This is a genomic window from Chitinimonas taiwanensis DSM 18899, assembly GCF_900119825.1.
Classification (GTDB): Bacteria; Pseudomonadota; Gammaproteobacteria; order Burkholderiales; family Chitinimonadaceae; genus Chitinimonas; species Chitinimonas taiwanensis.
Genome location: NZ_FPKR01000001.1, coordinates 306,530 through 318,529, shown reverse-complemented (window position 1 = coordinate 318,529; position 12,000 = coordinate 306,530). Strand labels below are relative to the sequence as shown.

11 protein-coding genes are annotated in these 12,000 nt (G+C 64.0%); 2 read left to right on the top strand and 9 right to left on the bottom strand.

The genetic code is table 11. The features are described 5' to 3' along the window. The first annotated feature begins 41 nt into the window (after positions 1–41). Positions 42–896: a PA4780 family RIO1-like protein kinase gene (locus tag BT173_RS01430; RefSeq protein ID WP_072426831.1), complete on the top strand. Its 855-nt coding sequence runs from the start codon at positions 42–44 to the stop codon at positions 894–896. 35 nt (positions 897–931) lie between these two features. Further along, positions 932–1,345 (top strand): alternative ribosome rescue aminoacyl-tRNA hydrolase ArfB, encoded by a 414-nt coding sequence (gene arfB / locus BT173_RS01425; RefSeq protein WP_139255989.1) that lies wholly within the window; start codon positions 932–934, stop codon positions 1,343–1,345. Here arfB and BT173_RS01420 read toward each other — a convergent pair. The 9 genes from BT173_RS01420 to BT173_RS01380 form a co-directional block, all read right to left on the bottom strand. After that, positions 1,342–2,229, bottom strand: coding sequence for a DMT family transporter (locus BT173_RS01420; RefSeq protein WP_072426830.1), 888 nt, complete (start codon positions 2,227–2,229; stop codon positions 1,342–1,344). The genes arfB and BT173_RS01420 overlap by 4 nt on opposite strands. A 96-nt stretch (positions 2,230–2,325) precedes the next feature. Then, on the bottom strand, positions 2,326–4,782 hold the full coding sequence (locus tag BT173_RS01415) for a putative bifunctional diguanylate cyclase/phosphodiesterase (protein WP_072426829.1): 2,457 nt from the start codon (positions 4,780–4,782) through the stop codon (positions 2,326–2,328). Positions 4,783–4,845: 63 nt separating this feature from the next. Next, positions 4,846–5,928 (bottom strand): peptide chain release factor 1, encoded by a 1,083-nt coding sequence (prfA, locus tag BT173_RS01410; RefSeq protein ID WP_072426828.1) that lies wholly within the window; start codon positions 5,926–5,928, stop codon positions 4,846–4,848. Further along, entirely contained in the window at positions 5,925–6,386 is a 462-nt protein-coding gene (locus BT173_RS01405) for a GNAT family N-acetyltransferase (RefSeq protein WP_072426827.1), read from the bottom strand. Before BT173_RS01405 ends, prfA begins: the two co-directional genes overlap by 4 nt. 2 nt (positions 6,387–6,388) lie before the next feature. Continuing rightward, on the bottom strand, positions 6,389–7,642 hold the full coding sequence (gene hemA / locus BT173_RS01400; protein WP_072426826.1) for a glutamyl-tRNA reductase: 1,254 nt from the start codon (positions 7,640–7,642) through the stop codon (positions 6,389–6,391). A 139-nt stretch (positions 7,643–7,781) separates the two neighbouring features. Beyond that, on the bottom strand, positions 7,782–8,585 hold the full coding sequence (locus BT173_RS01395; protein WP_072426825.1) for a transporter substrate-binding domain-containing protein: 804 nt from the start codon (positions 8,583–8,585) through the stop codon (positions 7,782–7,784). 150 nt (positions 8,586–8,735) lie between these two features. After that, positions 8,736–10,025 (bottom strand): phosphoribosylamine--glycine ligase, encoded by a 1,290-nt coding sequence (purD, locus tag BT173_RS01390; protein WP_072426824.1) that lies wholly within the window; start codon positions 10,023–10,025, stop codon positions 8,736–8,738. A gap of 88 nt (positions 10,026–10,113) precedes the next feature. Continuing rightward, a complete protein-coding gene (gene purH / locus BT173_RS01385) occupies positions 10,114–11,676 on the bottom strand; it encodes a bifunctional phosphoribosylaminoimidazolecarboxamide formyltransferase/IMP cyclohydrolase (protein ID WP_072426823.1) in 1,563 nt (520 codons plus the stop codon). Positions 11,677–11,750: 74 nt separating this feature from the next. Further along, positions 11,751–11,987 carry a helix-turn-helix domain-containing protein gene (locus BT173_RS01380; RefSeq protein WP_072426822.1) on the bottom strand — a complete coding sequence of 79 codons (237 nt, stop codon included), beginning with the start codon at positions 11,985–11,987 and terminating at the stop codon, positions 11,751–11,753. Positions 11,988–12,000 lie beyond the last annotated feature (13 nt).

Here is a 12,000-nt window from a genome sequence, read left to right as displayed (position 1 = left end):
GCGCATCACTGCCCTTCCCTTTTTACGCCCCGTAGGTACGCATGAAGACCCCGAAACGACTCCTCCCCCTGATCGAAGATGGCCTGGTTGATGAGGTATTGCGCCAGCTGATGAGCGGCAAGGAAGCCAAGGTCTATGTGGTGCGCTGTGGCGAGGAGATTCGCTGCGCCAAGGTCTACAAGGAGGCGAACCAGCGTAGCTTCAAGCAGGCGGCCGCCTATACCGAGGGCCGCAAGGTGAAGAACAGCCGCCAGGCGCGCGCCATGGCCAAGGGCAGCAAATATGGGCGCGAAGTGCAGGAAGAAGCCTGGCAGACCGCCGAGGTCGATGCGCTCTACCGCCTGGCCGATGCCGGCGTGCGCGTGCCCGAGCCGTATATCTGCTTCGAAGGCGTGCTGCTGATGGAGCTGCTGACCGATGCAAACGGCAATGCCGCGCCGCGCCTGAATGATGTGGAAATGAGCGAAGCGCTCGCGCTGCAATACCACGCCGAGCTGATCCACCAGGTGGTGCTGATGCTGTGTGCGGGTGTCGTGCATGGCGACTTGTCCGAATACAACATCCTGGTCGATGCCGAAGGTCCGGTAATCATCGATCTGCCGCAGGCCGTGGATGCGGCGGGGAACAACAACGCCGCTGCCATGCTGGAACGCGATGTGGACAATCTACGCAGCTACTTCAGCCAGTTCGCGCCCAGCTTGGCCCACAGCCAGTTCGGCAAGGAAATCTGGAAGCTGTATGAGGCCGGTGAATTGACGCCGGACAGCGTGCTGACCGGACGCGTGAAGCGCGAAACCCGCCCGGCTGATGTGCGTGCGGTGCTACGCGAGGTGGAAAGCGTGCGCCAGGAGGAAGAAGACCGCCGCCGCTACCTGGCCGAGCTGCGCCAGCAGTAAGGGCGGCAGGCGGCGTTTATGGGGCAGGCAGCGCTATGAATGGCATGCAGGCGGTCTTGCCTGTGCTGGCGGAGCAGGTCAGCTTCAGCATGATCCGCGCCCAGGGGCCAGGTGGGCAGAACGTCAACAAGGTGGCGAATGCCGTGCACCTGCGCTTCGATATCCGCGCGTCCAGCCTGCCCGACTGGGCCAAGGAAAGGCTGCTGGCGCTGGATGATCAAAGGGTCAGCAAGGCCGGCATCATCGTGATCAAGGCCCAGGCCCAGCGCAGCCTGGAGCTGAACAAGGCCGAAGCGCTGGCGCGCCTCAATGCGCTGATTGCCCAGGCCACCGCGCAGGACAAGCCGCGCAAGGCCAGCAAACCCACGTATGGATCGAAGCAACGCCGTCTGGCCGGCAAGGCCTTGCGCGGCCAGACCAAGGCGCTGCGTGGCAAGGTGGCTGATTAACGGTGCGCGCGGATCGACAGGCTGATGCCGAGCACGAACAGTGCGACGGCCAGCCATTCCATGCCGCCTGGCCAGCGTTGTTCATAGGCATAGCCATAGGCGAGCGCAAACAGGGTTTCGCTGACGATGAGCTGGCCAGTCAGCGAGGTGGGCAGGGTCTGGCTGGCGCGATTCCATAGCCAGGTGGCCAGCCAGGATGCACCGCCGCCCATGGCCAGCGAGATGGCGATAAAGGCCAGGCCCTGGCTGCTGTTCAGGCGCTGCAGGAACCCTGGTTCGCTTAACAGGAACAGCGGCAGCGTACCCAGCAAGGTGGCCAGCCCCAGCGCATTGGTCCACACCACATTCGATAGCGCCGGCTGGCGCTGCAAAAAGCGCGCATTGAAGATGGCATAGGCGGTCCAGCACAGCAGCGCCGCCAGCGCGCACAACACACCAGCATTGAACTGGCTGCCAGCCTGCTGGCCGGCTACCGCGCCATGCATGAGCCACAGCCCAGCCAGCGTGCACAACAAACCAGGCACGATGGCGACAAAGCTCAGATGCTTGGGACGGCCGAGCAGCATGACCCAGATGGGAATCGTGCCGATGATCAGGCCAGTAAGCCCGGTGCCGGCCCAGCGCACGGCGAACACCAGCAGGGTGAAATACAGCACATTGCCCAACAGGCCCAGCCACAGCGCCTGGCCAAGCAGAGCGGGCGTGAAGGCTGCCCGATGGCTGCGCCAGCTGCTGAGGCAGGCAAACACGGCAATCAGGCCATACACGCTGTAACGGCCGAGCGTGACCTCAGTGCTGCTGAAGGCTGGAATCAGCCTTGGCAGGACGAAGACCAAGCCCCACAGGGCGCCGGCCAACAGGCCAGCCAGGATGCTGCGTGTCATGGATGGAAAAAGGCGAACAGGAAGCCAGGCAGCCTAGGCGCGCAGGCCGGGCTTGTCACGGTGCAGTCGGGTGCGAAATGGCGGCTACCGTACCGCTTAGGCCGGCTTGACCAGCCAGCTTTCATGGCTGAACGGTTGATGCTTGCCCAGCCAGGCTTCGAAAGCCGCCACCGGCATGGGCGCGGCAAGCAGATAACCCTGGATCTCGTCGCAGCCAGCCGCGCTCAGCATCTGCCACTGCTCGGCAGTTTCCACCCCCTCAGCCACCGTATGCAGGCCCAGGGTCTGCGCCAGCGCCACGATGGCCTGGATCAGCACCCTGCCCTGGCTGGACTGGCTGGCATGGGTGACGAAGGAGCGGTCGATCTTGATCTCGCTGACCGGCATGTCCTGCAGATAGGCGAGCGCGCTATTGCCGGTGCCGAAGTCATCTAGCGCGAGCTTGAAGCCCAGCGTGCGTAGCGCCTGCATGCTGCTGACCGCCAGCTTGGGGTCGCGCATCACTTCGCTCTCGGTAATTTCCAGCGTCAGCAGGCGCGGATTGGCGCGGCTGTGCATAAGGAAGTCGGCCATATAGGCGGGCAGGCTGGGGTCGGCCAGGTCGGCGGCGGACAGATTGACCGACAGCTGCAGGTTCAGTCCGGCCTCCTGCCATTGCTTGGCCAGCTTGAGCACGGCCACCAGCATCCAGCGCGTCAGCTCCACGATCAGCCCGCTGCGCTCGGCAAAGGGCAGGAATTGCTGCGGCGAGACCAGACCATGTTGCGGATGCTGCCAGCGCAGCAGCACCTCGGCACCGCAGATCTGGCCGCTGCGGCTATGCGCCTTGGGCTGCAAGAAGAGCTGCAGCTGGTCCTGTTCCATGGCGGTGCGCAGCGCCGAAATCAGGCTGAGCTGGAAGCGATGGTCGCGCTCCATGCCCTGGTGATAGACCTGGGCAGTCAGATTGGCGCGCTTGGCCGCCTGCAGCGCCATCTCGGCGCGGCGCAGCAGCGCTTCCTGATCAAGACCGTGATTCGGGTAGTAAGCAGCCGCACAGCGCAGGCGGATATCCAGCGACTGGGTATCGATCTGCAGCGACTGGCGGCCGAGGCCGCTGGCCAGCAAGGCCAGCGTGCTTTCGCTCGGCTGCTCGTTCAGCAAGGCGGCAAACTGCTTGCCACCCACGCGCGCCAGCAGCACCTTCTTGCCTAGCTTCTGCTGCAGGCGCTGGCCGATTTCGCGCAGCGCTCTATCACCGTTCTCGTAACCAAGCGTCTCGTTCACCGTGCTGAATTCAGCGATATCGAACAGCGCCAGCGTGCGCGCGTGTTGGCCGGCCTTGGCCAGACGCAAATTGCCCTGCAGCAGGAAGTGGGCGCGGTTGGGCAGGCCGGTGGTCTTGTCGGTCAGCGCCTGACGTTCGCGCCGGCGGCGCTGGCGCGCGGTGCGATCGGCCAGCGCCAGCGCGAAGATGGTGGCCTGGATGACCAGCGCGATCTGTCGGCTATGCGGCGAGCCTAGCCAGTCGGGCAACAGGCCCAGCTGCATGAGCTGGCCGGCCAGCTGGCCGAGCCAGTCCGGATAAGCGGGCGAGCCAGGCGCGATGCGCAGCAGCAGACCCAGCCAGGCCACGATGACTGGCAACCAGCCCGCTGCGTAGAAGGCCGCACTCCTGTATTCGCCATGGCGCAAGCTGACCATGCCGGGCAGGAACATGGCCAGCAGGGCCAGGATGGCGATCAGATTGAAGGACACCACGATGGGTGCATACAGGCCGGGCAAGAGACCGAGCAAACCCACGCCAAGGATCAGCCAGGCTAGGCCACGCAGCGCACGGTTCAGCCGCGGGCTGAGGCGAGCCAGATTGCAGAACTGCACGGCGAAGCGCAGGCCGCAGACCAGGCTGGCGGTATAGGCAAGCAGCAGCAGGCGCTGGGCCAGCCAGGGTTGTTCGATGGCGAGACCGCCGGGGCTGATCGCATGCCCAGTCAGCATGGCCCAGATCAGGGTCAGCGCCAGGGTGAAGCCGGCATACCAGCCGGTGGTGCTATCACGCAGCGCGCGCGCGAACAGCGCGCCGGCCAGGCCCAGGGCCAGCAGCAGGCACAAGAGGCTGGTACGTACCTGGGCATTGAAGCTGTCACGCGCGAGGAAGTCGGCTGGTGCTTCCAGCTGCACACCGATCTGGCTGCCGATGGGCAGATGCACCTGCAGACGCAGCAAGGCCTCGCCCGCGGCATTCAGACTGAAGGCTGCCGAGCGTGAGCTGCGCGCTTGCAGCAGGGCCGGCGCTTGGCCGGGGGCGGGCGGCAGGCTGTCCACACTGCTTTGCGCCAGCGCACCGAGGGTCAGCCACTGCCCGGTCTGACTAGCAGCGATCTGCGCATGGATTTCGCAACGGCGCTGCATTGCATGGTCGCTTTCCAGAATGCGGATCAGGCCCTTGGGCGGCAGCGGCTGCCATTGCGGTGTATCGGGCAGGCAGCGATAGCGCAGGCTGGTCTCGCTCGCCTGCAGCGGGACGGCGCACAGCAGGAGCAGCAGGCAGTGGAGTAGTAGGAAGACACGCATGCGGGGAATCCGGACCAGGCCGTCCGCGGCGCGGGACGACCTATCCAGCTTAGCGGAGTGACCTTAGCCCTGCTCGGCCATCGCAGCGAGCAGTTCGGCCTGGTGTTCGGCCATTAGCGCATCGGTCAGCTCGTACAAGTCGCCGTCCATCACATAGTCGAGCTTGTACAGGGTCAGGTTGATGCGGTGGTCGGTGATGCGGCCCTGCGGGAAGTTATAGGTGCGGATGCGCTCCGAGCGATCGCCCGAACCGACCAGCGATTTGCGCATCGCCGCTTCCTTGGCATGCGCCTCGCGCTCCTGCTTGTCCTTGATGCGTGCCGCCAGCACCTGCATGGCGCGTGCCTTGTTCTGGTGCTGGGAGCGGCCGTCCTGGCATTCGACCACGATGCCGGTGGGGAAGTGGGTGATGCGGATGGCCGAGTCGGTCTTGTTGATATGCTGACCGCCGGCACCGCTGGCACGGAAGGTGTCGATGCGGATCTCGGACGGGTTGATATTCACCTCTTCCAGCTCGTCCGCCTCCGGCATCACCGCCACCGTACAGGCCGAGGTATGGATGCGGCCCTGGGTTTCTGTGGCCGGCACGCGCTGCACGCGGTGGCCGCCGCTTTCGAACTTGAGCTTGGAATACGCGCCCTGGCCCACGATGCGTGCAATCACTTCCTTGTAACCGCCAAGGTCGGATTCGGAAGCCGAGACGATTTCCACCTGCCAGCGGTTGCGTTCGGCAAAGCGCGAATACATGCGGAACAGATCGGCCGCAAACAGGGCCGACTCGTCGCCGCCCGTGCCGGCGCGGATTTCCAGGTAGATATTGCGGTCGTCGTTGGGGTCCTTCGGCAGCAGCGCCTTCTGCAGCTCGTCTTCGAGTGCGACTATGCGCGCCTCGCCGTCCTGCAGCTCGGCCTCGGCCAGCTCCTTCATATCCGGGTCGGCCAGCATCTCGCGCGCGGTGACCAAGTCGGCCTCGGTCTGTTGAAAGCGGCGGTACAGCTCGACCACCGGGGTCAGTTCGGCATGCTCGCGGCTCAGCTTGCGAAAGCTGTCCATATCGCGGGTGGCTTCCTCGCTGGCGAGCAGCTGGCCGACTTCTTCCAGCCGGTCGGCAAGATTGGCGAGTTTCTGGGCGATGCTGGGTTTCATGGTGTGGGCTGCGTGTAGATATTCGGGTTGTGCCGCTCGAGAAAGCGCTCGGGCGCGGCAAGGGGCGTGAAGCCGTATTGTTGGTAGAGGCCGTGCGCATCCAGCGTGGCCAGCATCATGCGGCGCAGGCCCTGCAGACCAGGATGGCTGAGCAGGCAGTCCATCAGCCATTTGCTCAGACCCTGGCCACGCTCGGTCTCGGCGATGAAGACATCGGCCAGATAGCCGAAGCTCGCATAGTCGGTGACCACGCGCGCCAAGCCCACCTGCTGGGTGCCGCGGTACACACCGAAGGTCAGTGAATTGGCCAGCGCACGCTCGAAGGTGCTGCGCGGAATACCGCGCGCCCAGTAGCTGTGTACGGCGATGAAGTCGTGGGCGGTGTCGAGGTCGAGGCGGGCGGGATCGGTGCTGATCTCGTACTCGCCCCGGGACCAGGTCTGCGGGGCTGACAGCATCGCTATTCCTCGTCGTGCAGGTGATAAAGGCGGCGCACGGCCGCGATCAGTTCGCCGTGCTGGGTGGCATCGGCCTGGTTCAGCGCGGCCAGTGGCGCATGCAGGAATTTATTGCTGAGCGAGAGCGACAGCGATTCGAGCACCGCGGCCGGGTCCTCGCCCTTGGCCAAGAGCTTGCCGGCCCGCTCCAGCTCGTGGCGGCGCAGGCGTTCGGCATGGTCCTTCAGCGCGCGTATGGTTGGCACCAGCGCGCGGTTGTCCAGCCACTGCATGAATTCCTCAGTACTGCGCTCGACGATCACATCGGCGTCCAGCACCGCCTGGCGGCGTTCCTCGCGCCCCTGGCGCACCACTTCGGCCAGGTCGTCCACGCTGTACAGATACACATCGGGCAGCGCACCGACCTCGGCTTCCACATCGCGCGGCACGGCCAGGTCGACCATGAAAATGGGCCTATGCTTGCGCGCCTTGATCGCGCGCTCCACCGCGCCGAGACCAATGATGGGCAGCTGGCTGGCGGTGCTGGTGACCACGATATCGTACTGGGGCAGGCGTTCAGGTAGTTCGGCCAGGGCGAAGGCATCGCCGCCATGCTGGCTGGCCAGTGCCTGCCCACGTTCCAGCGTGCGGTTGGCTACCGACAGGCGACGCGGATTGCGCGCGGCGAAGTGGGTTGCGCACAGCTCGATCATTTCGCCCGCGCCGATAAACAGCACATTCAGGTCGGCGATATCGGGGAATAGCCGCTCGGCCAGCTTGACCGCGGCGGCGGCCATCGACACCGAGTTGGCGCCAATGGCGGTCTGGGTGCGCACTTCCTTGGCGACCGAGAATGCCTTCTGGAACAGGCCATTCAGGGCGGGGCCGAGGCCACCGGCATCCTGCGCCTCGCGCACCGCATCCTTGAGCTGGCCGAGGATCTGGGTTTCGCCCAGGACCATGGAATCGAGCCCGGCCGCCACGCGGAACACATGCTTGGCGGCCTCGCGATCAGGCAGGCGGTAGAGAAAGGGGCGGATTTCTTCCGGCTTGAGCTGACGCGACTGGGCCAGCCAGTTCAGCAAGGTCGCCTCGTCGCGTGCGGCCGCGTACAGCTCGGTGCGATTGCAGGTGGAGACGATGGCGGCTTCGTTTACACCGCGCACGGCCACCAGCTCGGCAACCGCCGGGCCCAGTTCCTGCGGCGCGAAGGCGAGCTTTTCCCGCACCGCAATCGGGGCGGTCTCGTGGTTGAGGCCGAGGGTAAACAGCGACATGCGGGAAGCGGGCCGGGAAAAGGAGCGGAATTTTACCCCAGAGCGGGGGGCGACAGCCAGAAACGCTTATTCGACAAGCACTTGGCACGGGCAAGAAAAAGCCCGGCATGGCCGGGCTTTCGCTGCAGGATCAATGCGCTTACTTGGCGTTGATCTTGAACAGGCGGGTCAGCGGCGCATTGGTGTTCGGGCCGAACCAGTGATCGAAGATCTTGGCGGCTTCGCCCGATTGCTCCATGCCGACGATGGTCTTGTTCACTTCCTCGATCAGGCGCTTTTCACCCTTGCGTGCGGCAATGCCATACACCTCGAGCGAGATGGTCACATTGGGGATTTCGAAATCGCGCTTGTTCGGCATCTTGTTCAAGAGGCCGGCCAGAATTGGCTCGTCGGTGCTGACGGCATCCAGCTGACCCTTGCCCAGCGCGGCGAAGGCTTCGTCATAGTCGGCGAACAGCACGACATTGGCGGTCGGCATTTCGCGGCGCAGCTGCTTTTCCGAGGTCGAACCGGTCACGGTGCCGATGGTGGCATTCATCAGGTCTTCAATCGCATTGACCTTGCCCTTGCGCACCACGAACTTCTGCCCGGTGATGAAGTAGCCATGGCTGAAGTCGACCTGCTTTTCCCGCTCGGCGTTCTTGGTCATCGTGGCGATGATCAGGTCCACTTCCTTGTTCTGCAGCGAAGGAATGCGCTGAGCCGATTCAACCGCCTTGACCACAACCTTCACGCCCATCTTCTTGGCGATGGCCAGGGCGAAATCCACGTCGTAACCGGAAATCGTATTGGTCTTGGTATTGCGCACACCGAAGGGCGGCGTGGAGTCCTTCACGCCCACCACCAGGGTGCCGCGTTTCTTGATTTCATCCAGATCGTCGGCGACAGCGGTGCCAAGCAGGGATAGGCCCAGTACAGCTGACAGCAGGAGCTTGAGGTTCACGGTAGTTCTCCAGAAATAGGCAATGGCCAGCACGGGTTAGCTGCCATCTTAGTCCGCCACGCTATGCCTAAGGCATACATTAGTCTATTAGGGAAACTACATATAAATAAGCCCCTGAAAATTCAGGGGCTTGTCTGCAGAACGCCTGTTTTAGTTGCCGCCAGACGGCTTGCGCGCCAGGGCGCGGAAGCCGATATCGCGCCGGAACTGCATACCGGCAAAATGGATCTGGCTGATCAGGTCATAGGCCTGCTTCTGCGCCTGCTTGACGCTATCGCCGAGCGCGGTCACGCACAGCACGCGGCCACCATTGGTCACTACCTGCTCGCCTTGCTGGGCGGTGCCAGCGTGGAAGACGAAGCTGTCCTCACCATGGTTGGCCGGCAGGCCGTGGATGACCTCGCCCTTTTGCGGCGCATCGGGATAACCGCCGGCCGCTAGCACCACGCCCAGCGCCACGCGCCGATCCCACTCGGCCTCGGCCTGATCGAGCGTGCCATTGACCGCGTGTTCGAGCAGGCCAACCAGGTCCGACTTCAGCCGCGCCATGATGGGCTGGGTTTCCGGGTCGCCCATGCGGCAGTTGAATTCGACCACGCTGACGGCGCCCTCATCGTCCACCATCAGCCCGGCGTACAGAAAGCCGGTGTAGGGAATGCCATCCTTGGCCATGGCGGCCACGGTGGGCAGGATCACCTCGCGCATGGCGCGCGCATGCACGGCTGGTGTCACCACCGGCGCGGGCGAATACGCACCCATGCCGCCGGTATTCGGGCCGGCGTCGTTGTCCAGCAGGCGCTTATGGTCCTGGCTGCTGGCCAGGGCTAATACGTTCTTGCCGTCCACCATCACGATGAAACTGGCTTCCTCGCCCTTGAGGAAGTCCTCGATCACCACGCGTGCGCCGGCGTCGCCCATCTTGTTGTCGAGCAACATGCTGTCGATGGCGGCATGCGCCTCATCCAGGTTCATCGCCACGATCACGCCCTTGCCGGCCGCCAGGCCATCGGCCTTGATCACGATGGGCGCACCACGCGCATTCACATAGGCATGGGCCTCGGCCGCATCGGCAAAGGTCTGATACTGGGCGGTCGGGATGCCATGGCGGGCCATGAAGGCCTTGGCGAAGTCCTTGGAGCTTTCCAGCTGGGCAGCCTGGCGGGTCGGGCCGAAGATCTTCAGGCCCGCGGCGCGGAAGGCATCCACCACGCCGGCGGCCAGCGGGGCTTCCGGACCGACCACGGTCAGCAGCACGTTTTCACGCTTGGCAAATTCCACCAGTTCGGGAATCGCGGTGATCGGCACATTGGTCAGGCCCACTTCGCGGGCAGTGCCCGGATTGCCCGGTGCAACGAAGACTTTGCCCACGCGGCCCGATTGGGCAATTTTCCAGGCCAGCGCGTGTTCGCGGCCACCAGAGCCAATGACGAGAATGTTCATGGATGAATCTCGATGAGGGGAAGGGGTTGAAGCAAGGTTTCACATGAAACCGGCCGGGCTGCTGCCAAGCAGCAGCCCGTGCAAACGCTTAGTGACGGAAATGGCGCACGCCGGTGACCACCATGGCGATGCCATGCTCGTCGGCGGCGGCGATCACTTCCTCATCGCGCATCGAACCACCGGGCTGCACAATGGCGCTCACGCCGTTTTCGGCGATCACGTCCACGCCGTCGCGGAAGGGGAAGAAGGCGTCCGACGCGCACACCGAGCCTTTGAGCTCGAGACCGGCGTTCCTGGCCTTGATGGCGGCGATCTTGGTCGAGTCGACGCGGCTCATCTGGCCGGCGCCGACGCCCAGGGTCTGGCCGTTCGCGCAGAACACGATGGCATTCGACTTCACATACTGGGCCACGCGCCAGGCGAACAGCAGGTCGTTCAGCTGTTGCGGCGTGGGTGCCTTCTTGGTCACCACCTTGAAGTCAGCCGTGCTGATGGCGTGGATGTCCGGGGTCTGCACCAGGAGGCCACCGCCAACACGCTTGAGGTCGAAGCGGTTGGCACCGGCTTCGAGCGGCACTTCCAGCACGCGCACATTCTTCTTGGCGGCGATGATGGCCTTGGCTTCTTCCGTGAAGGCCGGGGCGATTAGCACTTCCAGGAACTGGCCGGTCACCGCTTCCACGGTCGCGGCGTCCACCGTACGGTTGAAGGCGATGATGCCGCCGAAGGCGCTGGTGGTATCGGTGGCGAAGGCCAGCTTGTAGGCGGTCAGCGTGTCGAGTGCCACGGCCACGCCGCAGGGGTTGGCATGCTTGACGATCACGCAGGCCGGCTCATCGAAAGCCTTGACGGCTTCCCAGGCGGCATCCGAGTCGGCGATATTGTTGTAGGACAGCTCCTTGCCCTGCAGCTGGCGGTAGTTGGCCAGCGCGCCCTTGGCCGGATCGAGGTCGCGATAGAAGGCGGCGGCCTGGTGCGGGTTCTCGCCGTAACGCATGTCCTGCACCTTCTCGAAGGACACATTCAGGCGCTGCGGGAAGGTCAGCTTCTCGCCATCATCGGTTAGGCCGGTCAGGTAGTTGCTGATCGCGCCATCGTAGGCGGCGGTGTGGCTGAAGGCCTTCTGGGCCAGCTTGCGGCGGGTAACTGGGCCGAGCGTACCGTTGCCGGCCTGCATCTCGGCAATCAGGGCCGGGTAGTCGGCGGCGTCGGTGACGATGGCGACGAAGGCATGGTTCTTGGCACTGGAGCGCACCATGGCCGGGCCGCCGATATCGATGTTCTCGATCGCATCGGCAAAGCTGCAGTTGGGCTTGGCAATGGTGGCTTCAAACGGATACAGGTTCACGCACACCAGATCGATATTGCCGATGCCGTGTTCCTGCATGGTGGCCACATGCTCGGGCAGATCGCGTCGGCCGAGGATGCCGCCGTGGATCTTCGGGTGCAGGGTTTTCACCCGGCCATCCAGCATTTCCGGGAAGCCGGTGTAATCGGCCACTTCGATTACCTTCAGGCCAGCATCGGCCAGCAGTTTGGCGGTGCCGCCGGTGGAGAGGATTTCCACGCCGAAGCCGGCCAGGGCCTGGGCAAATTCGAGTACACCGGTTTTATCGGACACGCTGATCAGTGCGCGCTGAATCTTGACCATGATGAAAGCCTTGCGAGTTTAAGTAAGGATGAAAATGCGCACGCCCGCGACAAGGCGCGGGCGTGATGAATCGTTTAGATAAGGTCGTGGTCCTGCATCTTCTTGCGCAGGGTGTTGCGGTTGATGCCCAAGAGTTCGGCCGCGCGGGTCTGATTACCCTGGGCCTTGTCCAGCACCACTTCCAGCATCGGTTTTTCTACCTTGGCGAGGACCATGTCGTAGATCGCCTGCGGTGCTTCACCATCGAGATCGCGGAAGTACTGCTCCAGCGCATCGCGCACGGCAAAACAAATCTGATCATGACTCGACATATTGTTGTTTTCC

Coding starts and splice junctions, on each gene's coding strand:
- BT173_RS01430 (WP_072426831.1), top strand. CDS start 42: ATGAAGACCCCGAAACGACTCCTCCCCCTGATCGAAGATGGCCTGGTT.
- arfB (WP_139255989.1), top strand. CDS start 932: ATGAATGGCATGCAGGCGGTCTTGCCTGTGCTGGCGGAGCAGGTCAGC.
- BT173_RS01420 (WP_072426830.1), bottom strand. CDS start 2,229: ATGACACGCAGCATCCTGGCTGGCCTGTTGGCCGGCGCCCTGTGGGGC.
- BT173_RS01415 (WP_072426829.1), bottom strand. CDS start 4,782: ATGCGTGTCTTCCTACTACTCCACTGCCTGCTGCTCCTGCTGTGCGCC.
- prfA (WP_072426828.1), bottom strand. CDS start 5,928: ATGAAACCCAGCATCGCCCAGAAACTCGCCAATCTTGCCGACCGGCTG.
- BT173_RS01405 (WP_072426827.1), bottom strand. CDS start 6,386: ATGCTGTCAGCCCCGCAGACCTGGTCCCGGGGCGAGTACGAGATCAGC.
- hemA (WP_072426826.1), bottom strand. CDS start 7,642: ATGTCGCTGTTTACCCTCGGCCTCAACCACGAGACCGCCCCGATTGCG.
- purD (WP_072426824.1), bottom strand. CDS start 10,025: ATGAACATTCTCGTCATTGGCTCTGGTGGCCGCGAACACGCGCTGGCC.
- purH (WP_072426823.1), bottom strand. CDS start 11,676: ATGGTCAAGATTCAGCGCGCACTGATCAGCGTGTCCGATAAAACCGGT.
- BT173_RS01380 (WP_072426822.1), bottom strand. CDS start 11,987: ATGTCGAGTCATGATCAGATTTGTTTTGCCGTGCGCGATGCGCTGGAG.